Origin of the sequence: Mesorhizobium sp. M9A.F.Ca.ET.002.03.1.2 (assembly GCF_003952365.1) — a bacterium.
Taxonomy (GTDB): domain Bacteria; phylum Pseudomonadota; class Alphaproteobacteria; order Rhizobiales; family Rhizobiaceae; genus Mesorhizobium.
Genome location: NZ_CP034443.1, coordinates 1,300,044 through 1,322,272 on the forward strand (window position 1 = coordinate 1,300,044; position 22,229 = coordinate 1,322,272).

Annotated in this window: 24 protein-coding genes; 9 read left to right on the forward strand and 15 right to left on the reverse strand. The window is 63.2% G+C overall.

Features of this window, described 5'->3' with window-relative positions:
- Positions 1–36 precede the first annotated feature (36 nt).
- The 11 genes from EJ066_RS06520 to mdh form a co-directional block, all read right to left on the reverse strand.
- Entirely contained in the window at positions 37–792 is a 756-nt protein-coding gene (locus tag EJ066_RS06520) for an SDR family oxidoreductase (protein ID WP_126035987.1), read from the reverse strand.
- Positions 789–1,265, reverse strand: a complete 477-nt coding sequence (locus EJ066_RS06525; protein ID WP_189644443.1) for a hypothetical protein — start codon at positions 1,263–1,265, stop codon at positions 789–791. Before EJ066_RS06525 ends, EJ066_RS06520 begins: the two co-directional genes overlap by 4 nt.
- Before the next feature lie 32 nt (positions 1,266–1,297).
- Positions 1,298–1,906, reverse strand: coding sequence for a DUF4241 domain-containing protein (locus EJ066_RS06530; RefSeq protein WP_126035991.1), 609 nt, complete (start codon positions 1,904–1,906; stop codon positions 1,298–1,300).
- Between the two features lie 136 nt (positions 1,907–2,042).
- On the reverse strand, positions 2,043–3,347 hold the full coding sequence (gene odhB / locus EJ066_RS06535; RefSeq protein WP_126035993.1) for a 2-oxoglutarate dehydrogenase complex dihydrolipoyllysine-residue succinyltransferase: 1,305 nt from the start codon (positions 3,345–3,347) through the stop codon (positions 2,043–2,045).
- A 50-nt stretch (positions 3,348–3,397) separates the two neighbouring features.
- Positions 3,398–6,385, reverse strand: a complete 2,988-nt coding sequence (locus EJ066_RS06540; protein ID WP_126035994.1) for a 2-oxoglutarate dehydrogenase E1 component — start codon at positions 6,383–6,385, stop codon at positions 3,398–3,400.
- Positions 6,386–6,522: 137 nt separating this feature from the next.
- Complete coding sequence (gene sucD, locus EJ066_RS06545; protein ID WP_126035996.1) at positions 6,523–7,425, reverse strand: succinate--CoA ligase subunit alpha; 903 nt, start codon at positions 7,423–7,425, stop codon at positions 6,523–6,525.
- Between the two features lie 20 nt (positions 7,426–7,445).
- Positions 7,446–7,862, reverse strand: a complete 417-nt coding sequence (locus EJ066_RS06550; protein WP_126035998.1) for a PIN domain-containing protein — start codon at positions 7,860–7,862, stop codon at positions 7,446–7,448.
- Positions 7,789–8,085 carry a hypothetical protein gene (locus tag EJ066_RS31260; RefSeq protein WP_189644444.1) on the reverse strand — a complete coding sequence of 99 codons (297 nt, stop codon included), beginning with the start codon at positions 8,083–8,085 and terminating at the stop codon, positions 7,789–7,791. The genes EJ066_RS06550 and EJ066_RS31260 overlap by 74 nt, the downstream gene beginning before the upstream one ends.
- 78 nt (positions 8,086–8,163) lie before the next feature.
- Complete coding sequence (locus EJ066_RS06555) at positions 8,164–8,535, reverse strand: cupin domain-containing protein (protein ID WP_126036000.1); 372 nt, start codon at positions 8,533–8,535, stop codon at positions 8,164–8,166.
- 4 nt (positions 8,536–8,539) lie between these two features.
- On the reverse strand, positions 8,540–9,733 hold the full coding sequence (gene sucC, locus EJ066_RS06560; protein WP_126036002.1) for an ADP-forming succinate--CoA ligase subunit beta: 1,194 nt from the start codon (positions 9,731–9,733) through the stop codon (positions 8,540–8,542).
- Positions 9,734–9,763: 30 nt separating this feature from the next.
- Positions 9,764–10,732 (reverse strand): malate dehydrogenase, encoded by a 969-nt coding sequence (gene mdh / locus EJ066_RS06565; RefSeq protein WP_126036004.1) that lies wholly within the window; start codon positions 10,730–10,732, stop codon positions 9,764–9,766.
- 241 nt (positions 10,733–10,973) lie between these two features.
- On the opposite strand from mdh, the gene EJ066_RS06570 reads away from it, so the two are divergent.
- Entirely contained in the window at positions 10,974–11,402 is a 429-nt protein-coding gene (locus tag EJ066_RS06570; protein WP_126036007.1) for a GNAT family N-acetyltransferase, read from the forward strand.
- Positions 11,403–11,472: 70 nt separating this feature from the next.
- On the opposite strand, the gene zapE is transcribed toward EJ066_RS06570, so the two are convergent.
- Positions 11,473–12,669, reverse strand: coding sequence for a cell division protein ZapE (gene zapE / locus EJ066_RS06575; protein WP_126036009.1), 1,197 nt, complete (start codon positions 12,667–12,669; stop codon positions 11,473–11,475).
- A gap of 134 nt (positions 12,670–12,803) precedes the next feature.
- Entirely contained in the window at positions 12,804–13,352 is a 549-nt protein-coding gene (locus EJ066_RS06580; protein ID WP_126036011.1) for an AprI/Inh family metalloprotease inhibitor, read from the reverse strand.
- A 262-nt stretch (positions 13,353–13,614) separates the two neighbouring features.
- Between EJ066_RS06580 and EJ066_RS06585 the strand changes: the two genes are divergently transcribed.
- From EJ066_RS06585 to EJ066_RS06615, 7 genes are all read left to right on the forward strand, one after another.
- The gene (locus EJ066_RS06585) at positions 13,615–14,694 is read left to right on the forward strand and encodes an MBL fold metallo-hydrolase (RefSeq protein WP_189644445.1); all 1,080 of its coding nucleotides are present in this window, start codon (positions 13,615–13,617) and stop codon (positions 14,692–14,694) included.
- 50 nt (positions 14,695–14,744) lie between these two features.
- A complete protein-coding gene (locus EJ066_RS06590; RefSeq protein ID WP_066991727.1) occupies positions 14,745–14,906 on the forward strand; it encodes a DUF1328 family protein in 162 nt (53 codons plus the stop codon).
- A gap of 133 nt (positions 14,907–15,039) precedes the next feature.
- Positions 15,040–15,924 (forward strand): diaminopimelate epimerase, encoded by an 885-nt coding sequence (dapF, locus tag EJ066_RS06595; RefSeq protein ID WP_126036016.1) that lies wholly within the window; start codon positions 15,040–15,042, stop codon positions 15,922–15,924.
- The gene (mtaB, locus tag EJ066_RS06600) at positions 15,924–17,243 is read left to right on the forward strand and encodes a tRNA (N(6)-L-threonylcarbamoyladenosine(37)-C(2))-methylthiotransferase MtaB (protein WP_126036017.1); all 1,320 of its coding nucleotides are present in this window, start codon (positions 15,924–15,926) and stop codon (positions 17,241–17,243) included. The genes dapF and mtaB overlap by 1 nt, the downstream gene beginning before the upstream one ends.
- Before the next feature lie 11 nt (positions 17,244–17,254).
- Complete coding sequence (gene ftsY / locus EJ066_RS06605) at positions 17,255–19,093, forward strand: signal recognition particle-docking protein FtsY (protein WP_126036019.1); 1,839 nt, start codon at positions 17,255–17,257, stop codon at positions 19,091–19,093.
- 60 nt (positions 19,094–19,153) lie between these two features.
- Positions 19,154–19,828 carry a septation protein A gene (locus tag EJ066_RS06610; protein ID WP_126036021.1) on the forward strand — a complete coding sequence of 225 codons (675 nt, stop codon included), beginning with the start codon at positions 19,154–19,156 and terminating at the stop codon, positions 19,826–19,828.
- A 16-nt stretch (positions 19,829–19,844) separates the two neighbouring features.
- Positions 19,845–20,465 (forward strand): pyridoxamine 5'-phosphate oxidase family protein, encoded by a 621-nt coding sequence (locus tag EJ066_RS06615; RefSeq protein WP_126036023.1) that lies wholly within the window; start codon positions 19,845–19,847, stop codon positions 20,463–20,465.
- A gap of 105 nt (positions 20,466–20,570) precedes the next feature.
- Here the strand turns inward: EJ066_RS06615 and EJ066_RS06620 are convergent, their stop codons facing one another.
- Together EJ066_RS06620 and EJ066_RS06625 are read right to left on the reverse strand one after the other, a co-directional pair.
- On the reverse strand, positions 20,571–20,780 hold the full coding sequence (locus EJ066_RS06620; RefSeq protein WP_126036025.1) for a tautomerase family protein: 210 nt from the start codon (positions 20,778–20,780) through the stop codon (positions 20,571–20,573).
- Between the two features lie 33 nt (positions 20,781–20,813).
- Complete coding sequence (locus EJ066_RS06625) at positions 20,814–21,734, reverse strand: SMP-30/gluconolactonase/LRE family protein (protein WP_126036026.1); 921 nt, start codon at positions 21,732–21,734, stop codon at positions 20,814–20,816.
- Between the two features lie 293 nt (positions 21,735–22,027).
- Between EJ066_RS06625 and EJ066_RS06630 the strand changes: the two genes are divergently transcribed.
- Entirely contained in the window at positions 22,028–22,195 is a 168-nt protein-coding gene (locus EJ066_RS06630) for a hypothetical protein (RefSeq protein WP_126036028.1), read from the forward strand.
- Positions 22,196–22,229: the final 34 nt, after the last annotated feature.

Sequence of the window (22,229 nt, forward strand, 5' to 3'; positions counted from 1 at the left end):
CTGTCCTTCTGGTCTGGCACTCAGCCTTGGCTGGCATTAGCGGCCGCCGCCCACTTTCAAATTCGCGCCTGTCGTATAGGACGCCTCGTCCGACAGGAGCCAGAGAATTGCCGCGGCGATTTCTTCGGTGGTCCCCGCCCTTTGCAGGGGCACGAGGTGACGCATCCTCTCGACGCGATCCGGTTGCCCGCCGGAAGCATGAATTTCGGTGTCGATGATGCCTGGACTGACCGCGTTGACGCGAATGCCTTCGCCGGCCACTTCGCGCGCCAGGCCAATAGTGAAGGAATCGATCGCGCCCTTCGAAGCGGCGTAGTCGACATACTCGCCCGATCCGCCAATGCTTGCAGCAATCGAGGAGATATTCACGATGGCGCCGCCCTTGCCGCCATGGCTGGTCGACATGCGTTTCACTGCTTCGCGGGCACACAGCATGGAGCCAATGACATTAATGCGCATCATGCGCTCCAGCCTTGCTCCGCTCATTTCGTCGACACGCGCCCTCTGGTCGACGACGCCAGCGTTGTTGACGAGCGCATCGAGCGGGCCGAAGGCACGATCGATCCTCTCGAACATCGTCTGAATATCGGCCTCGCTGCCGACGTCGCCCTTGATGGCCAGCGCTTCGCCGCCATCCTGCTCGATCGCCTCGACAAGCGCCGTGGCAGCAGCCTCATTCGAGGCATAGTTGATCGCGACACGGTATCCGGCCCTGGCGGCAAGCCTGGACGTGGCGGCGCCGATGCCGCGGCTGCCGCCGGTCACCAGCAGCACTTTTCTGGGCGGGCTCATTCCTGGCAACCCTTCAACGAAAAAACATCCCAGGGCACTTTCGAAAACCCGTTGGCGCCATAGGCGGCCGACATTTCGAGCGACGGCCCGAGGTCGGGAAAGATCAGGCTCTTCGGCGCATCGACGCCCTCGGCCGGCAACAATGCGATGTTGCCCTGGTCGTCGGAACTGTAGATGACACCCTCCCACACCGTGCAGGCGGCGAGTTCGTCGCCGGTGACGTCGCCGGTCGGGCATTTGTACATCAGCGAACCGTGCGGCCGCGCCACCCCTTCCGTCCACATGACGATGCCGTCGAGCACGACACCCTTGTCGAGCATCATCTTGAACGTGTTGGTGACGACAGCCGATTCCATGGTCGGCCTGAAATCGATCTCGGCCGCGCTTTCGGCATCGCCATAGACGGCAAGCTCGAGCGGGCAGGCGGCGAGCGCGGCGGAGCTAGTCGCGAGGAAAGCCAGCAACCCAACCATATGTCTGATCAAGGGTGAGGTGATGTTTACCATCAGTTGGCCTGGTTGCTTTCGCGGCCATCCGCGTTTTCGAGCACTTCGAAGTCGGTCATCAAGAGCAGTGGCTCGCCGGCTGCGTCCAATCCCCAGAAAGAGCGGTAAGCGCCATCGCCGAAGCCAGTGTCGAACATGGCGACGTTGAGCGGATTCCCGTCAATCGGATTATCCATGCCAAACCCGTCGATAGACCAAGCAACGTCAGCAAGATAGCCGTCGAGTTCTTCCTGGTCGGTCATGAGTGCCAAGACCGACTTGTCCATGAACGTTGCAACCGCGTTATCAACGATGAATTCAAAAAATTGAGACTTATAGGCCTGTGGGCGGTCGCGATCGAAGGTGGCCAACTCCCAGTGTACCGGCAAGCCGGGACTGAACCGCAGGACCGCCGCGGCAATGCGGCCCTGAGCCTGAAGCAGCATGAGCGGATAGCGTCCCGGCTTCACCTTGCGGCTGAACGCAGGCCGTCCTAGCCCGGTAATGAGTGGATCGCATGCGACGATTTCGCCCGTCGGCAGCTCAAGGTCACCGATCGTGGTGACGGTGATCTCCCGTTCCTCCATCTCGGCATCGCTGAGAGCGAAGACGCCGAGATTGCTGCTCATTGAATCCTCTTCGGTCGGAGTCGCCAGACGAGAGATGGCGGTGGAGGTAGAGGATCGAAAAATCCGAAGCACGCGACCAGCCACCCGCCCGAGCCCGAACCTTTCCAGCCAGCCGCTCACGACGCGACCGGCCCGATCACAGATCGAGCACCAGCCGCTCCGGATCCTCCAGGCTTTCCTTGACCCGCACCAGGAAGGTCACCGCTTCCTTGCCGTCGACGATGCGATGATCGTAGGAGAGCGCCAGATACATCATCGGCCTGATCACGATCTGGCCGCCGACCACCATCGGCCGCTCTTGGATCTTGTGCATGCCCAGAATGCCCGACTGCGGCGCGTTGAGGATCGGCGTCGACATCAGCGACCCGTAAACGCCGCCGTTAGAAATCGTAAACGTGCCTCCTTGCATATCCGCCACCGACAGCTTGCCGTCACGTGCCGCAAGACCCAGCCTGCCGATTTCCTTCTCGATCTCGGCGATCGACATCTGGTCGGCGTCGCGCACCACCGGCACGACGAGCCCCTTTTCGGTGCCGACGGCGACGCCGATATGGGCGTAGTTCTTGAAGATGATGTCGGTGCCGTCGATCTCTGCATTGACGGAAGGAATCTCCTTCAGCGCATGGGTGACGGCCTTGGTGAAGAAGCCCATGAAGCCCAGCTTCACGCCGTGCTTCTTCTCGAACACATCCTTGTATTTGGTCCGGAGCGCCATCACCGCGCTCATGTCCACCTCGTTGAAGGTGGTCAGCATGGCGGCGGTCGACTGCGCTTCCTTGAGGCGGCGCGCGATGGTCTGCCGCAGCTTGGTCATGCGCACGCGTTCTTCGCGCGACAAGTCATCGGCCGAGGACGGCGCGCGGGCAGCGACCGGGGCTGCCTTCGGCGTCTCGGCCGGCTGCGACGGCGCGCCCCTGGCGATCGCGTCGAGCACGTCGCCCTTCAGCACCTGGCCGCGTTTGCCGGAACCCGAGATCTGGTCGACCGCGAGATTGCTCTCGGCCAGCAGCTTCGCCGCTGCCGGCGCTGGCGGCATCGCGCGCGCCTCGATCGGCCCGGCGTCGCCGGCGATCCTGGCGGTCTCGGCCGCGGCTTGCCTGACGGTCGATGCGGCGGTCGGCGCCGAGGCCTGCGACACCGCGTCCTGCTTCGGTTCGGAAGGCGGCGCCTTCGCAGGTTCAGGTGCCGCCGCTTTTGCCCCGCCGCCCGCCGCAATCATGCCGAGCAAAGCGCCGACCTCGACCGTTTCACCTTCCCCAGCTGCGATCTCGCTGAGCGTTCCTGCGGCCGCGGCCGGCACTTCCACAGTCACCTTGTCGGTTTCGAGCTCGACCAGCGGCTCGTCGGTGGCGATCGCGTCGCCGACCTTCTTGAACCATTTGCCGATGGTCGCCTCGGTGACGGATTCGCCAAGAGTGGGGACGCGGATTTCGGTAGCCATTGTGCCTGTCCGTTTTTCTGTCGGTTCTGTTCTATTTGCCGAGCTCTGTTCTATTCGCCGAGCGCGTCTTCGAGCAAGGCGGCAAGCTGGGCGAGATGCTTCGACATCAATCCGGTTGCCGGCGAGGCGGCTGCCGGCCGGCCGGTATAGCGCACCCGCTGATGCTTGGCGTCGATATGCGCCAGCACCCATTCCAGATACGGATCGATGAACGACCAGGCGCCCATGTTCTTGGGCTCCTCCTGGCACCACACCATTTCCGCGTTGCGGAAGCGTGACAGCTCGTTGATCAGCGCCTTTGCCGGGAACGGATAGAGCTGTTCGACGCGCAGCAGATAGATGTCGTTGATGCCGCGCTTCTCGCGCTCCTCGTAGAGGTCGTAATAGACCTTGCCCGAGCAGAGCACGACTCGGCGGATCTTCGAATCCTTGGTGAGCTTGATCGCCTGGCCGGGGAGCTGCTGGGCATCGTCCCACAACAGCCGGTGGAACGCGCTTTCGCCCGACATTTCCGGCAGCGTCGACACCGCCCGCTTGTGACGCAGCAGCGACTTCGGCGTCATCAGGATCAGCGGCTTGCGGAAATCCCGCTTCAGCTGCCGGCGCAAGATGTGGAAGTAGTTAGCCGGCGTTGTGCAATAGGCCACCTGCATGTTGTCTTCGGCGCATAGCTGCAGGAAGCGCTCCAGCCTCGCCGACGAGTGCTCCGGCCCCTGGCCCTCATAGCCATGCGGCAACAGGCAGACGAGGCCCGACATCCTGAGCCACTTGCGCTCGCCCGACGAGATGAACTGGTCGAACACCACCTGGGCGCCGTTAGCGAAATCGCCGAACTGCGCCTCCCAGAGCGTCAGCGCTTTCGGCTCAGCCAGGCTGTAGCCATATTCGAAGCCGAGCACGGCCTCTTCCGACAGCATCGAGTTGATGACCTCGAAGCCGGCCTGCGCCGCCGACAGATTGTTGAGCGGGATGTAGCGTGTTTCGTCGCGCTGGTCGTAAAGCACGGAGTGACGTTGCGAAAACGTGCCGCGCTCCGAATCCTGCCCGGACAGCCGGACCGGATTGCCGTCGAGCAGAATGGCGCCGAAGGCCAGCGCCTCGGCCGTCGACCAGTCGATGCCTTCGCCTGACTCGATCGCCTGGCGGCGGTTCTCGAGAAACCGCAGGATCGTCTTGTGCGCCGCGAAATCCTTCGGCACCTCGGTCAGCTTCTTGCCGATCTCCTTCAGCGTCTTGACCGGCACGGCGGTCTTGCCGCGCCGCTGTTCGTCCTGGTTGTCCGCCGTGCGCAGGCCCGACCAGGCGCCGTCCAGCCAGTCGGCCTTGTTGGGCTTGTAGTGCTGGCCAACCTCAAATTCCTGCTCGAGATGCGCCCGCCAGTCGGCCTTGAGCTTGTCGAATTCGGCTTGGGCGATGTGGCCCTCGGCGATCAGCCGGTCGGCATAGATCTGCACCGTCGTCTTGTGGCGGCGGATGCTGCTGTACATGATCGGCTGGGTAAAGGCCGGCTCGTCGCCCTCATTGTGGCCGAAGCGGCGGTAGCAGAACATGTCCACCACCACCGGCTTGTGGAACCTCATGCGGAATTCGATCGCCACCTTGGCGGCATGGACCACGGCTTCCGGATCGTCGCCATTGACGTGGAAGATCGGCGCCTCGATCATCTTGGCCACATCCGACGGATAGGGCGACGAGCGCGAGAAGCGCGGATTGGTGGTGAAGCCTATCTGGTTGTTGATAATGAAATGCAGCGTGCCGGCGACGCGGTGGCCGCGCAGGCCCGACAGGCCGAGGATTTCGGCAATCACGCCCTGGCCGGCAAAGGCGGCGTCGCCATGCAGGAGCAGCGGCAGCACCTTGGCGCGCTCTTCCAGCGGCACGATCTCCTCGCGGCTGCGGCCGAACAGAGAGTCCTGCTTGGCCCGCGCCTTGCCCATCACCACCGGATCGACGATTTCCAGATGCGAGGGATTGGCGGTCAGCGACAGATGCACCTTGTTGCCGTCGAACTCGCGGTCCGACGAAGCCCCGAGATGGTACTTCACGTCGCCCGAGCCCTCGACCTCGTCGGGTGCGGCCGAGCCGCCCTTGAATTCGTGGAAGATGGCGCGGTGCGGCTTGGCCATCACCTGGGAGAGAACGTTCAGCCGGCCGCGATGCGCCATGCCGAGCACGATCTCCTTCATGCCGAGCTGGCCGCCGCGCTTGACGATCTGCTCCAGCGCCGGGATCAGCGCCTCTGCGCCGTCGAGGCCGAAGCGCTTGGTGCCCTTGTATTTGACGTCGATGAACTGCTCGAAGCCTTCGGCCTCGACCAACTTCTGCAGGATCGCCTTCTTGCCGGGGGCGGTGAAGGTGATCTCCTTGTCGGCCCCCTCGATGCGCGCCTGGATCCAGGCCTTCTCCTCGGGGTCGGAAATATGCATGAACTCGACGCCGAGCGTCGAACAATAGGTGCGGGTCAATATATCGAGCATCTGCCGGATGGTGCCGAATTCGAGCCCGAGCACATTGTCGAGGAAGATCGGGCGGTCGTAGTCGGCGGCGGTAAAGCCGTAATTTTCCGGCGACAGCTCGTTGTAGTCCTCGAGCGGCTTGGCGATGCCGAGCGGGTCGAGATTGGCATGCAGATGGCCGCGCATGCGGTAGGCGCGGATCATCATGATGGCGCGGACCGAATCGCGCGTCGCCTGGTGCACGTCGGCGTCGGAAAGGGCGATGCCGTTGACGACCGCTCTGTCCTTGACCTTTTTCTCGACGTGCTTTTCGACGATGCCCCAATCGCCGTCGAGCGCCGACACCAGTTCGCCATTGGCCTGCAGCGGCCAGGACGGCCTCGCCCATGAGGCGCCCGTGGCATTCTTGCGGACATCGCCGGCGTCGTCTTTCAGCGCCGCGAAGAAATCCTGCCATTCGGGGTCGACCGAAGAGGGATCGTCCTCATAGGCTGCATAGAGCGCATCGATATAATCGGCATTGCCGCCATAGAGGAAAGAGGTAAGCGAAAACTGGTCGTTGGCCTGATCTTGTCTTGCCATTTTTTCCGCGGAGCGCCTGCTCCGTCTCCTTTTCTGGAGGGGAGTAGGGCAGTAAGGGAGTAGGGGAATAGGGCATTTTGGTGCCCTCGATGATTCCCTACTGCCTTACTCCCCTACTGCCCTACTCCCTTACAAACCTAACCCTTTATCGCCTCGACCAGTGTCGTGCCGAGCCGGGCCGGCGACGGCGACACCCTTATTCCGGCCGATTCCATCGCCGCGATCTTGTCCTCGGCGCCGCCCTTGCCGCCGGAGATGACCGCGCCTGCATGGCCCATGGTACGACCGGCCGGCGCCGTGCGCCCGGCGATGAAACCGGCCATCGGCTTCTTGCGGCCACGCTTGGCTTCGTCCTTGAGGAACTGCGCGGCGTCTTCCTCGGCCGAGCCGCCGATCTCGCCGATCATGATGATCGACTTGGTCTCGTCGTCGGCGAGGAACATCTCCAGTACGTCGATGAACTCCGTGCCTTTGACCGGGTCGCCACCGATGCCGACGGCGGTGGTCTGGCCGAGGCCGACATTGGTGGTCTGGAACACTGCCTCATAGGTAAGCGTTCCCGAGCGGGAAACAACGCCGACCGAGCCCTTGCGGAAGATGTTGCCGGGCATGATGCCGATCTTGCATTCGTTTGGGGTCAGGACGCCGGGGCAGTTGGGGCCGATGAGCCGCGATGTCGAGCGGTCGAGCCTCGCCTTGACCCTGATCATGTCAATCACCGGTATGCCCTCGGTGATGCAGATGATCAGCGGGATCTCGGCTTCGATCGCTTCCAGGATCGCCTCCGCGGCGCCCGCCGGCGGCACATAGACGACGGAAGCATTGGCGCCGGTCTGCGCCTTGCCTTCGGCCACCGTCGCGAAGATCGGCAGTCTCTCGCCCTTGGCGCCGGTCCACGTCTCGCCGCCCTTCTTGGGGTGGATACCGCCGACCATTTTCGTGCCGTGATAGGCCAGTGCCTGTTCCGTATGGAACGTGCCGGTCTTGCCGGTCAGGCCCTGGACCAGCACCTTGGTGTTCTTGTCGATGAGAATGGACATGTGCCCCCCGCGCTTAGCGATCAAAGGAAAGGATTGATGGCCCGAACGGAGCCATAGAGCTGATTGTGGTTAAGGTCTTCCGTGTAGAAGACGGGCGCGCCCAGCCGCTCGGCGGCGGCGAGCAGCGCTGCGTCGTAGTATTTGAGTTGATAGCGCCGCGCGAGACGAAGCCCTGCAACGACATAAGCCTGATCGACTGGAACAAACGGAAGCGCGCCGAGAAACACCAGCCACTGGTCGATGACGGCATAGGCAGAGACTGATTTCCGTCTCGCGACATTCGCGAACTCCGCAAGGGTCTGACCGGAGACGCCAAAGACCGTCCCGAGGACAAGCCCCTGCGCGATGTCGTGGCGGTGGGGGTCACGAGTCCTCTCCGAAGCCGCGTACAGGAGGACGTTCGAGTCGAGAAAGCATTCTATCCTCGCGTTCGGCATAGATCTCGTCCCGGTTCCATTTGAAGTCGGACGCCAGATCGAGCGGCGCTTCGTCCATCAGCCTACGCATACCTTCCCGCGCCCAGACGATACGGTCTTCTTGCTCGACTTCCGAGGCAAGCAAAGACCGCACCATAGCATTGAGCGTGGTCTTGCGGCGTTCCGCCAATTCTCTCGCCTTCTTGAGGAGCATCTCGTCCATGGCCAATGTTACGTTCTTCATCGCCGATCTCCACATAATCGCACATAGAGAATATGTGTAATTATGTGTAAAAGTTCAACCAAACTCCACTATTCGCCGTCATAGCCGCTTGAGGTCGGCGACGGTGAGATCGCTCTTGGCATTGCCGGTGTTGAGCGTCGTCGCCGGCTCGAACATCAGCACCACCGGCTCCTCGCTCAGAGAGCGCGGCCGGTGCTCGACGGACCGCGGCACGACGATGAACTCGCCGCTCGAAAGCTCCACCGTGCCGTCGCGGAAATCGATGGCGATGCGGCCGCGCAGCACCAGGAACGCCTCGTCCTCATTGTCATGCGCGTGCCAGTCGAAGACGTCGCCGAACTTGGCGATCTTGACCTGGGCATCGTTGACGTCGCCGGCGATATGCGGATCGAAGACCTTGTTGATCTTCCGATCCGCCGCCTCGACCAGATTGATCTTGTGCGGAGGCACCAGATCAGCCCTTCACCGCCGCCACGATCTTTTTGGCCGCGTCATCGAGGTCGTCGGCAGAAACGACGTTGAGACCGCTGTCGTTGATGATCTTCTTGCCGAGCTCGGCATTGGTGCCTTCCAGCCGCACCACCAGCGGCACCTGCAGCCCGACTTCCTTCACTGCGGCGATCACGCCCTCGGCGATGATGTCGCACTTCATGATGCCGCCGAAGATGTTGATCAGGATGCCCTTGACCGCTGGATCCTTGGTGATGATCTTGAACGCCGCCGTTACCTTCTCCTTCGACGCGCCGCCGCCGACATCGAGGAAGTTGGCGGGCTCGGCGCCATAGAGCTTGATGATGTCCATCGTCGCCATCGCGAGGCCGGCGCCGTTGACCATGCAGCCGATATTGCCATCGAGCGCGACATAGGCGAGGTCGTATTTCGACGCCTCGATCTCCTTCTCGTCCTCTTCGGTGATGTCGCGCAGTTCCATCACGTCGGGATGGCGAAACAGCGCGTTGTTGTCGAACGACACCTTGGCGTCGAGCACGCGCAGCCGGCCGTTCTTCATGACGATCAGCGGGTTGACCTCGAGCAGGCTCATATCCTTCTCGACGAAGGCCTTGTAGAGGATCGGGAACAGCGTCTCGCCGTCCTTGGCAGCGTCGCCGTCGAGCTTCAGCGCGCCGTTGAGTTCTTTCAAATCATCCGCCGTCACGCCCTTTTCCGGGTCGATGGCGACGGTGATGATCTTTTCCGGCGTGTCATGGGCGACCGCCTCGATGTCCATGCCGCCCTCGGTCGAAACGACGAAGGCGATGCGCCCGACCGAGCGGTCGACCAGGATCGACAGATAGAGCTCGCGCTCGATGTCGGCGCCGTCCTCGATATAGAGGCGGTTGACCTGCTTGCCCGCCGGGCCGGTCTGCTTGGTGACCAGCGTGTGGCCGAGCATCTCCTTGGCGTTGGCGACGACGTCGGCGACCGACTTCGCCAGCCGCACGCCACCCTTGGCGTCGGGGCCGAGCTCCTTGAATTTGCCCTTGCCGCGGCCGCCGGCATGGATCTGGCTCTTCACCACATAGAGCGGGCCAGGCAGCGCCTTGGCGGCGGCTTCCGCCCCGCTTGCCTCGAACACCGGCACGCCTTCGGCCACCGGTGCGCCAAAGCCCTTCAGCAGCGCCTTGCCCTGATATTCATGGATGTTCATGCGCGATGTCTCCAGATCAATTGCCGGGGGTCACTTGGCGGCGAGATGCGGAGCGATCTTGACGCAGGCCTCGCACAGGCCCTGCACCGCCGCCACCGAATTGTCGAACATCTTCTGCTCGGCCTTGCCGAGGTCGATCTCGATGACGCGCTCGACGCCGCCGGCGCCGATCACCACCGGCACGCCGACATAGGTGTTCTTGACGCCATACTGGCCGGAGAGATGCGCGGCGCAGGGGAGTACGCGCTTCTTGTCCTTGAGATAGGCTTCGGCCATCGAGATCGCCGAGGCGGCCGGTGCGTAGAAGGCCGAGCCGGTCTTGAGCAGCCCGACGATCTCGGCGCCGCCGTCGCGGGTGCGCTGCACGATCTGGTCGAGCTTTTCCTTCGAGGTCCAGCCCATCTTGATGAGGTCGGGCAGCGGGATGCCGGCGACCGTCGAATAGCGGATCATCGGCACCATGGAATCGCCATGGCCGCCGAGCACGAAGGCGGTGACATCCTCGACCGACACCTTGAATTCCTCTGCCAGGAAATAGCGGAAGCGCGAGCTGTCCAGCACGCCGGCCATGCCGACGACATGGCTCTTCGGCAGTCCGGAAAACTTCTGCAGCGCCCAGACCATGGCGTCGAGCGGGTTGGTGATGCAGATGACGAAGGCTTTCGGCGCGTATTTCTTGAGACCCGCGCCAACCTGCTCCATGACCTTCAGGTTGATGCCGAGAAGGTCGTCGCGGCTCATGCCGGGCTTGCGCGGCACGCCGGCGGTGACGATGCAGACGTCGGCGCCCTCGATGCCGGCATAATCGTTGACGCCGGTCAGCCTGGAGTCGAACCCGTCGACCGGCGACGACTGCGCGATATCCAGCCCCTTGCCTTGCGGGATACCCTCGGCGATGTCGAACAGCACAACGTCGCCGAGATCCTTGAGGCCGATCATGTGGGCAAGCGTGCCGCCGATCATGCCCGAGCCGATGAGCGCTATCTTGTTACGTGCCATGTCAGGATGTTTTCCCTTTAGACTGTGACGACCGCCCCAATCTTTAACGACTTGGGATGGCGGCGTCGAGGAAGGAGGCCGGAATGCTGCGGGAAAGCCGCGAGATTTCGCCGCACCCAATAGCCCCGGCGCAAAAGAAATTCAAACGATTATTTTGGAGTGAATAATTTCAATCGGTTAGAAACAACGGGAGTTACGTAAGCGTCAAAAAGAATTAAGCTGACTTGGGAGATTTTACATAATGAAGGTGGAAATAAGAAGGCTATTTCCTGGCGATGACGCCTTTGTGACGCGGGTCGCCGAGGACGTGTTCGACGAGCCGGTGAGGCCCGATCGCCTTGCCGCCTACCTCGCCTCACCAGGTCATTTCATGATCGTGGCGCTTTTTGACGACATGGTCGTCGGGCAGTGCGCGGCCGTCATCCACCGCCATCCGGACAAGGTGAGCGAACTCTACATCGATGAAGTCGGCGTGGCGCCAGCCTTTCAGCGCCAGGGCATCGCCACAAGAATGCTCGACGCCATGTTTGGGCTCGGCCGCGAGCACGGATGCAAGGACGCCTGGGTCGGCACCGAACCGGGCAATGTTGCGGCGCGCGCGCTTTACGAGGCGCGGAAGGAGCCGCATGGATTGGCGGAAGATTTTGTGATGTATGTGTATCGGCTGTAGATTTTTGACGCCGGCGGGACAGAGGGGAGTGTGACGGAATGCTACAGATCGGTTCTTTTGAAGTAGACACTTACGCCTGCTTCGCTTCCGCCGGCGACGCCTGCACCTCATGCCTCCCCACCCAGTCTTCCAGCCATTCGTGGCTCTGCATCTCGATCAGGCGTGACGCCGTGCGCTCGAACTCGAAGACCTCGTTGCCGCGTTTGGCCGTATAGAGCCCGGGCGGCGAAGCATCGGCGCTCACCACCAGCCGCACGTGATGGTCGTAGAGCGTGTCGATCAAGAGGATGAAGCGCTTGGCCTCGTTGCGCGTGCCTTCGCCGAGCACCGGCACATGATCGATGACGATGGTCGAGAAGCGGCTGGCAATCGCCAGGAAATCGCGAGCGCCGAGCGGGTTTTCGCAAAGATCGGCAAAGGAAAACCGCGCCGCGTCGCCGGCGGCGCGCGGCACGACGACCTGTCGGCCCTTTACCGTCAGCGCTGCCTCGGCCGTCGGCCTGCCATGCGTCATCACGTCCCACGCCTCGTCGAGGGCGGCATCGGCCGCGGCATCGGCGGGGGTGACATAGACCGGCAGGCGGCTGAGCTTGTCCAGCCGGTAGTCCTTGTCGGCGTCCAGCGCGAGCACCTGCGCATGCCGCTCCAGGATGCCGATGAAGGGTAGGAAAAGCTTGCGGTTCAACCCGTCGCGGTAGAGATCCTCCGGCGCCACATTGGAGGTGGCGACCAGCACCACGCCGTTGGCAAACAGCGCCGAGAACAGCCGGGACAGGATCATCGCGTCGGCGATGTCGGTGACGGAAAACTCGTCGAAGCACAGCACCCAAGCTTCCTCGGCCAGCGCGCGGGCCACTGGCCCGATAGGGTCGTCTTCCCTGACCGTGCCCTCTTTACGCGCCTGCCGGTGCTTCTGGATGCGATCCTGCACATCGGCCATGAAGTCATTGAAATGCACACGGCGCTTGCGCCTGACCGGCACCAGCTCGAAGAACATGTCCATCAGCATGGTCTTGCCGCGGCCGACGCCGCCATGGATGTAGAGGCCCTTGACCGCCTCGCGGGTCTCGCGCTTGCGCGCGAACAGCCACCCCAGCGCGCTCGATTTGTGCGCCAGCCGCTTTGCCGAAATCTCATCGATCAGCCGGTCCAGGCCAGCAGTGATCCGCTCCTGTGCCGGATCGCGGCCGATCAGGCCCGTCTCGACCAAATGGTCGTAGCGCTGCCGGACGGTCGCATGGGTCTGAAGGCCGTCACGCAGATGCATCGGTCACGTCGTTCTAAAGCAATTCCAGGAAAAACTGTGTAACGGCTTTCCGTCCGGAATTGCGTAAAACAAATACATAAAGCGGTTTCGGCGATTCTATCAAACGCCGAAACCGCTCTAAGGGGCGGGTCAGCCTACCTTGTAAGCGAGATTGGCAGGCCGTTGGAAGTCTGGCCGTCGAATTTCTCTCCGCCCGAGGAATAGAGCCGTGCCAGCGTGCCGCCATTCTCGTCGTACAGCGTCAACTGCTTGCCAGCGACGTTCCAGGATTTGATGCCGTCGATCGGCGCCGGGCAATGCAGCGGTCCGGCCCGATAGCCGGCGCCGAATTTGGTCTGCGGTGTCGCCACCTGGCAGCTCTGGCCGGACACGCTGGCCTTCCACACGCCGGCGACGCTGCCTGCGGTAAGATCCGGGGCTCCGGCCGGAGCCGTCCCGTCCGGCGGCAGCGCGGCGACCTGGGGGTCCAGCGTGCCTTGCGGCGCCGTCGGGAATTTCGATGGGTCGGCCGTGCCGGGCGCCGCCGGCGGCGGCAACTGATTTCCCGTCACCTTGCCGGAGGGCGCGGCTTGCAGCGGCGCCGGCTGCTCCTGGTCCATCGACGAGAACCGTGAGGTTGAGCAGCCGCTCGCAACGAGCGCGGCAAGCGATACGGCCAGCAGACCGGTCATCGAAAAATTCATTTCAAACCTCCGTGGAATCCGGCTGGGGCTGCGGTCCACACAATCCCTCCCTCACCAAGATGGAGAAGGTGGCGGAATTTCAACCCGATATGGTTAAAATACTATTTGCGGCAGCATCTGTTGCAACTTTATCACAAATGCATGCTGCCCAAAGCCCGCCCGTCGGGCCTGACCCGAGGCTGCGCAACGGTTCGCCTGGACAGTTGCCCTTGGCATTCCGGTCGCCAAATGCTTGCGCCGGCCGGCTTCGGCCCTATCTCTGATGAAACGGGACCCTGCCGGAGGCGAGACCTTGGCTGCGAGAAAAAGAGCCGCCAATCGCTACTACAACGGCCCGCCCAGCGACCATTTCGACGGCACCTTGTTCTTCAATCCCGACGGCAAGCCGCCTGGTCGTTTTTCCGATCTCTTGAAGTGGCAGTTGGCCGGTGAACGCGCGAAATGGCCGGCTGCGAATCCGAGCCCGTTTCCGCAGGCGAAACCGGCTGAGCGGATCGACGGCTCCGGACTGAGGCTCACCATGGTCGGCCACTCGTCGCTGCTCATCCAGACAGCCGGCTTGAACATCCTCACCGACCCGGTCTGGTCGCGGCGCGTTTCGCCGCTCTCCTTTGCCGGGCCCAAACGGGTCAACCCGCCGGGCATCGCCTTTTCCAACCTGCCGCCGATCGACCTCGTATTGGTCAGCCACAACCACTACGACCATCTCGACCTCGCCACGCTGAAGCGGCTGAAGGCAAAGCACGACCCGCTGGTGCTGACGCCGCTCGGCAACGACGCCGTCATCGACGATGTCGTTCCTGGCATGCGGCTCTCCGTGCATGACTGGGGCGACCGGGTCGACGTCGGCGACGGCGTCGCCGTCCATGTCGAGCCGGTGCATCACTGGTCGGCGCGCGGCACCCGCGACCGGCGCATGGCGCTGTGGGCGGGTTTTGCGGTCGAGACGCCGGGCGGAAAGGTCTACTTCGCCGGTGACACCGGTTTCCACGGCGGCATCAATTACCGGCTGATGGCCGAAAGGCACGGCGGCTTCCGCCTCGCCATCCTGCCGATCGGCGCCTACGAGCCGCGCTGGTTCATGGCGCCGCACCACCAGAATCCGGAGGAGGCGGTGCAAGGCATGCTTTTGTGTAACGCCGCCCACGCCGCCGGCTGCCATTGGGGCACGTTCCGGCTCACCAACGAGCCGATCGACGAGCCGGCCAGAAAGCTGGGCGAAGCCCTCGACGACCAGAACGTCGCGCGGGAACGCTTTCGCGCCCTGCATCCCGGCGAGGTCTGGGACGTGCCGGCGGTCCAGACGGACGACCGGCCACGGGTCAGCGGAACCCAGGCATAGCCGATGCGTTTTGCACAGAGGCCCAGATTTGTCGGCTGCGAGGTATTTCCATGATCAAGTGGATCATCATTCTTCTCATCGTTGCCGCTGCGGCGAGCCTGCTCGGCATGCCGGCATTGGCCGGAGCCGCCGCCACCGGCGCCCGTATCCTCATCGGCATCGTGCTGATCATCTTCCTGCTGATCGTGCTCGGCGTCTTCGCGGTGACGTAGCGCATCGGCCAGAAAGTGTTAGAGCGTACTTTGTGCGTTCAGGTGGACGCACGTCGCTCTAATGCGGCCGCACTGGTAATTTCGGCCGGTATCCGCCATATAGGCGCCAAACCGGCATGAGACCTTTCGATCGATGGCAAGTACTGCCCCCTTCGCCAAGATGAACGGCATCGGCAACGAGATCATCGTTGCCGACATGCGCGGTCGCGCCGACCGGGTGGCGCCGGCAGCCGCCCTCGCGCTCAATGCCGATGCCGCGACGAAATTCGATCAGATCATGGCGATCCACGACGCCAGGACGCCGGGGACCGCCTTTTTCATCGACATCCTGAATTCCGACGGAACCGGTGCGCAGGCCTGCGGCAACGGCATGCGCTGCGTTGTGCAGGCGCTTGCCGCCGAGACCGGCCAGAAGGCATTCGCCTTCGAGACCGTCGCCGGCATCCTCAACGCCGAAGAACATGCCGACGGGCTGATCTCGGTCGACATGGGCAAACCGCGTTTCGGCTGGCAGGACATTCCGCTGGCCGAGGAATTCCGCGATACCCGCATGATTGAGCTGCAGGTCGGCCCGATCGACGCACCGGAACTGCATTCGCCGTCGGTCGTCTCGATGGGCAATCCGCATGCCATCTTTTGGGTCGACCGCGACGTCTGGTCCTACGAGCTCGACCGTTTCGGCCCGCTGCTCGAAAACCACCCGATCTTCCCCGAGCGCGCCAATATCACCATCGCGCGGGTGACCTCGCCCGAGACGATGGTCATCCGCACCTGGGAGCGCGGCGCCGGCCTGACCAAGGCCTGCGGCTCGGCCGCTTGTGCCGCTGTCGTTGCTGCCGCTCGCACCAGGCGGACCGGACGCAGCGTCTCTCTGGTGACGCCCGGCGGCGGCTCCTTGCATGTCGAATGGCGCGGCGACGACCACGTCATCCTCACCGGTGCCGCCGAATGGGAATTTTCCGGCAGCTTCGATCCGTCGACCGGCGTGTGGGCCCGCGACAATGAAAGCGTCGCTTGATGCCTGCTCTTCCCAAGAAGGGTCCCGTTCTTCCCCGGGGTGTTGACGTCGTCACCTTCGGCTGCCGGCTGAACACCTACGAATCCGAGGTGATGCGCAGCGAGGCGGAAAGTGCCGGCCTTGGCGCGCTGGCAGGCGGCGCCATCATCTTCAACACCTGCGCCGTCACCGGCGAGGCGGTTCGCCAGGCAAAGCAGTCGATCAGGAAGGCTCGCCGCGAGAATCCGACCGCCCGTATCATCGTCACCGGCTGCGCCGCGCAGATCGAGCCGGAGAATTTCGTCGCTATGGACGAAGTCGATCTCGTGCTCGGCAATGAGGAGAAGCTGAGGGCACATTCCTATCGCGCGCTGCCGGATTTCGGCGTCAACGACACCGAAAAGGCCCGCGTCAACGATATCTTTTCGGTACGCGAGACGGCCGGCCATATGGTCGACGCCATCGAGGGTCGGGCGCGGGCCTTCGTCCAGGTGCAGAACGGCTGCGACCACCGCTGCACCTTCTGCATCATCCCCTACGGCCGCGGCAATTCGCGCTCGGTGCCGATGGGCGCCGTGGTCGAGCAGGTCAAGCGGCTGAGCGGCAATGGCTATGCCGAGATCGTGCTGACCGGCGTCGACATGACCAGTTTCGGCGCCGACCTGCCTGGCAGCCCGAAACTCGGCAAATTGGTCAAGACAATCCTGAAGCAGGTGCCCGACGTAAAACGCCTGCGCCTCTCCTCCATTGATTCGATCGAAGCCGATGACGAATTGCTCGATGCCATCGCCACCGAGCCCAGGCTGATGCCGCATCTGCATCTCTCGCTGCAGGCGGGTGACGACATGATCCTGAAGCGGATGAAACGCCGGCACAACCGGGATCAGTCGATCCGTTTTTGCGAGGATGTGCGCAAATTGCGCCCCGGCATCGTCTTTGGCGCCGACATCATCGCCGGCTTCCCGACCGAGACGGACGCCATGTTCGAGAATTCGCTGAAGATCGTCGAGGAATGCGGGCTGACGCATCTCCACGTCTTCCCGTTTTCGCCGCGCGAAGGCACCCCCGCCGCGCGCATGCCGCAGCTTCGCCGCGAGGCGGTCAAGCAGCGTGCGGCACGGCTGCGCGCCGCCGGCGACGCCGCCTATCGTAGCCACCTTTCCTCGCTCACCGGGTCGCGCCAGTCGATCCTGGTCGAGCGCGAGGGGCTCGGCCGTACCGAAGGCTTCACGCTTGCCGCGGTCTTCGCGGGCGCGCCGGGCGAAATCGTCGAGGCTGATATCGCCGGCCATGACGGCGCCCGCCTGATCGCGGCGCCGTTTGCCGCCTGCGCCGCCTGAGACGCAAGAACATGGCTGGTTTTTTCAAGAAGATATTTTCGTTCGGCAAGAAGGAAGTGGTCGAGGAGCGTATCGATGAGACCGCGCCGCTGCCACCGATCAAATGGGATGCGCTGGAGGCGCTGAAGCCAGCCGCCGAGCAGGTCGTTCCGGAATCCCTGAAGCGCGAGGAGCCCCGGCCCGAAGTGGAAATCGCCCCGGCGATCGAACCCGAGGCCGCGCCGCAACCGGCGCCTGTCGAGGAGCCTGCGCCGACCATTGCGCCCGAGCCGGAGATACAGCCGGAACCCGCTCCGATCGAAGAGCCGCTGCCGCCGGAGCCGGAAACATCTGCTGAGGAGCCGGCGCCTGAGGAAACTCCGGCTGCTCCCGTCATTCCCGAGCCAGAGCCGGAACCGCAGGACGTTCCTGAGCCCGAGCAGCCGGAAATCGCCCCGGAGAAACAACCGGAACCTGCGCCTGTCGAAGTGCCGGCACCGTCCACCCAGCTTCCGTCATCAGAGCCTGGCGCCGCCCCTCATCCGCCTGCCGGCGCCTTCTCCCCGTATAGGGACGGGGAGAAGGGGGCTGACCGTTACGCCGAACCTCTTTTTGAAAGCGGCAAAGAAAAAGCTCCGACGCTGACGCCTCCCTCTCCCCGTCCCTTACGGGGGGAGGGTAAGGGTCAGGGGCAGCGCGAACCTGCGCAAGATACCGCGCCACCCGCTCAGGTTGCGCCAGCAGCACCTGCGCCTGAAGCGCCGCCGGCCGAAATAGCGCCCCCCATTCGCCAGCCCGCGCCGGTCGAAACGCAGCCGATCCTCGACGAGATCGCGCCCGAACCGCAGGCCGTACCGCAACCGGAGCCAAAATCTGCTCCCGCCCCCGGCAAGGTGACAGTCGCCAAGAAAGTCGAGCAGAAAGCCGAACCGCGGAAGGCGCCGGAACCGGCACCGAAACGCTGGTTCCAGCGCATGAAGGAGGGGCTCGCCCGCTCTTCCCGGGAACTGTCCGGCAACATCGCCGGCGTCTTCACCAAGCGCAAGCTCGACGAGGACACGCTGCAGGATCTGGAGGACGTGCTGATCCGCGCCGATCTCGGCATGGAGACGGCATTGCGCATTACCGATTCGCTGGCCGCCAGCCGCTACGGCAAGGACGTCTCCGAGACGGAAGTGCGCGCCATCATGGCGACCGAGGTGGAGAAGGTGCTGACCCATGTCGCCTTGCCGCTGGAGCTCGACCTCAGCCACAAGCCGCATGTCATCCTTGTCGTCGGCGTCAACGGCACCGGCAAAACCACGACCATCGGCAAGCTGGCGGCAAAGCTCACCGATGGCGGGCTGTCAGTGATGTTGGCCGCCGGCGACACGTTCCGCGCCGCCGCGATCGAGCAGCTCAAGATCTGGGGCGAGCGGACGAAATCGCCGGTCATCGCCACCAAGCTCGGCGCCGATGCGGCAGGCCTCGCCTTCGACGCCTTCGAGCAGGCCAAACAAGTCGGTTCCGACGTGCTGATCATCGACACCGCCGGGCGGCTGCAGAACAAGACCGAGCTGATGGCGGAACTGGAAAAGATCGTCCGGGTTCTGGGCAAGCTCGATCCGGAGGCGCCGCACACCGTGCTGCAGACGGTCGACGCTACCACCGGCCAGAACGCGCTCAACCAGGTCGAGATCTTCCGCAATGTCGCCGGCGTCAACGGCCTGGTGATGACCAAGCTGGACGGCACGGCGCGGGGCGGTATTCTGGTGGCGATCGCGGCAAAGCACAAACTGCCGGTCTATTTCATCGGCGTCGGCGAGCAGGTCGACGACCTCGAACCATTCTCCGCGAGCGAATTCGCCAAGGCGATCGCTGGAGTGGCGTAACAAGCGTGATCCCCAAGAGTTGCAACTCTTTGAATAGGATCATGTGCAAGAAGGAAGCCTATGAACCCGCCCATCCTCGAACGCGACCCGTCCGATCCGCAGAAGCAGAAAAAGGAAGGCGTCAATCCGCTGCTCAAGCTGATACTGGAGCTCGGCCCGCTGTTGGTGTTCTTCTTTGCCAACGCGCGTGGCGAATGGCTGGCGCAGAAATTTCCGGCGCTGGCCGAATTCGGCGGGCCGATCTTCGTCGCCACCGGCCTGTTCATGGCCGCGACTGCGATCGCGCTGGTCGCTTCCTGGCTGCTCACCCGCACCTTGCCGATCATGCCGATGGTATCGGGCGTCGTCGTCTTCGTCTTCGGCGCGCTGACGCTCTATCTGCAGGACGACATCTTCATCAAGATGAAGCCGACCATCGTCAACACGCTGTTCGGCGGCGTGCTGCTCGGCGGTCTGTTCTTCGGCAAGTCGCTGCTCGGCTACGTCTTCGATTCGGCGTTCAGCCTCGATGCCGAGGGCTGGAAGAAACTCACCCTCCGCTGGGGTCTGTTTTTCCTGTTTCTGGCCCTTGTCAACGAGGTGGTCTGGCGGAATTTTTCCACCGACACCTGGGTTACCTTCAAGGTCTGGGGCATCATGCCGATCACGCTTCTTTTCACCTTCAGCCAGATGCCGCTGATCATGCGCCATTCGCTTGAAGGCAAGACCGGAAAAGAAGAGAAGGCCGGCAAGTAACCGTTAGGGAGAGGGCATGGAATTCGTCACCACGCGCGAAGAGCTGAGAACGATCTACAAGACGCCTCGGCCCACCGACGGCTCGATCCGCAAGGAGCTGAAAGCGCTGGATGGCCACTGCCGTTCCTTCATCGGCAAAAGCCCCTTCGTGCTGATCGGCTCCTCCGACGGCGCCGGCAATGCCGATGTGACGCCAAAGGGCGACAAATCGGGTTTTGCCGCAGTACTCGATGAGAGGACCATCGCCATCCCCGACCGGCCCGGCAACAACCGGCTCGATACGCTGGAGAACATCCTTCTCAACCCCTCGGTCGGGCTGCTCTTCCTCATTCCGGGCATGAACGAGACGCTGCGTGTCAACGGCGACGCCCGCATTACCGTCGATGCGGCTTTGCGCGAGCGGCTTGCCGTCGACGGTAAGGAACCGCAAAGCGTCGTCCTGGTGACGGTCAAGGCCGCCTACATGCATTGCGCCAAGGCTTTCATGCGCTCCGATTTGTGGAAGCCCGAAACCTGGCACGACCGCGCGACGCTGCCGACGCTCGGCCAGATCCTGCGCGATCAGTTGGCGCTCGCCGATTCGGCCGAGGCGACCGACCGCTGGCTGGACGAAGAATACAAGCACACCATGTGGTAGCTTTTTCGGACATGTTCGTCGAAATCCCTCGGCTTTCGCCGAGTTCATCAGTGTCCGCTGAGCGGCCGCGCCGCAACCATTTAAAGGACGCGGCGGAAGCCTCTTTCAGCCCTTGCTGCGCCGCGTCTCGACATCGGTCTCGCCGACGAACCAGTCGCGCGCATTGACCTCCTCGAAAACCACCCAGACGTCGTTGCTGGTCAGGCCGGTGGCGCCGGTGATGGCCGCCGTCACCTGGGCAGCGATGGCGGCTTTCTTGCCGGCCGGGTCGGCGGCGATTACCTCCTTGACGATGCGGATGTTCACGAACGGCATGGCGTCCTCCCTTGGATATTGCCTGGCGACCGCTCAGTAGGTCTTTGCGCCGTTGACCATCAGCCGGACCATGTAGAGCGAGGTCGTGCCGGCGATGTAGAGGCAGTTCAGCTTATTGCCGCCGAACACGCAATTGGCGACGACTTCCGGCACCTTGATCTTGCCGATCAGCGTTCCGTCCGGATCGTAGCAATGGATGCCGTCGGCGGCACTGGTCCAGATGCGCCCCTGGTCGTCGAGCCTGAAACCGTCGAACAGGCCGGCCGTGCAGTCGGCGAAGACCTTTTCGCCGGAGACCTTCTTGCCGCCCTCGCCGACATTGAACACCCGCATATGCGCCGGATTCTCAGCGCCATGCGTACGGCCGGTGTCGACGACGTAGAGCTTGCTCTCGTCTAGCGAAAAGGCAAGCCCGTTAGGCCTGACCATGTCGGTGATCACGGCTTCGATCTCGCCGGTGCCGGGATCGACCCGGTAGACATGGCAGGCGCCGATCTCGCTTTCGGCCTTGTCGCCCTCGTAATCCGTATCGATGCCGTAGGTCGGGTCGGTGAACCAGATCGACCCGTCGGACTTCACCACCGCGTCATTGGGCGAGTTCAGCCGCTTGCCGCGCCATCTGTCGGCGATGGTGGTGATCGAGCCGTCATGCTCGGTGCGGCTGACGCGGCGGCCCGAATGCTCGCAGCTGACCAGCCGGCCCTGCCGATCGACGGTGTTGCCGTTGGAGTTGCCTGACGGCTGCCGGAACACGCTGACGCTGCCGTCGGTCTCGTCGTAGCGCAGCATGCGGTTGTTGGGGATGTCGGACCAGATCACATAGCGGCCGGCCGCGAACCAGGCCGACCCTTCCGCCCACCGGCATCCGGTGAACAGCTTTTCCACCTGCGCGTTGCTGTTGAACAGCCGCGCAAAACGCGGATCGAGAACCTCGTAGTAGTCTTCGGCGGCCATGGTTTCCTCCCGGTCATGCAAATCGCTGGTGCCGACGCGATCAAGCCAGCCGCCGGACGATATGGCAAGATCGTTGATATCACTCTCACCGCATCTTGAGGCATCGAGGCGACCCGCGGCAAACGCCGCCTTGCCAAGAATGACCAGGTCATGCGCGTTAACCGGCTATGCGCCCAGCGCAATGGTGCGTTGCAACATCTTCTTTTTGCAACGCACCATAACTATGTCATGCTGCGTATCGATCAAGGGAGGAACAACCTGCCGCAACAATGCGGCGCACAAGGAACCTCGCTATGATCCTCGACAGCCTCATGAGCCGTGCTCGCGCCAGCATCGCCAAGCGCCGGCAATACAACCGCCTCGTCGCCGAAATCGACAGTTTCTCCAGCCGCGATCTGGCCGATATGCGCGCCGACCGCAGCGAAATGCTCTATCAGGTCCGCAAGCAGATCTACGGCTGAGTTCAGCACATGATCCCGAACCGAAGGTCAGCGC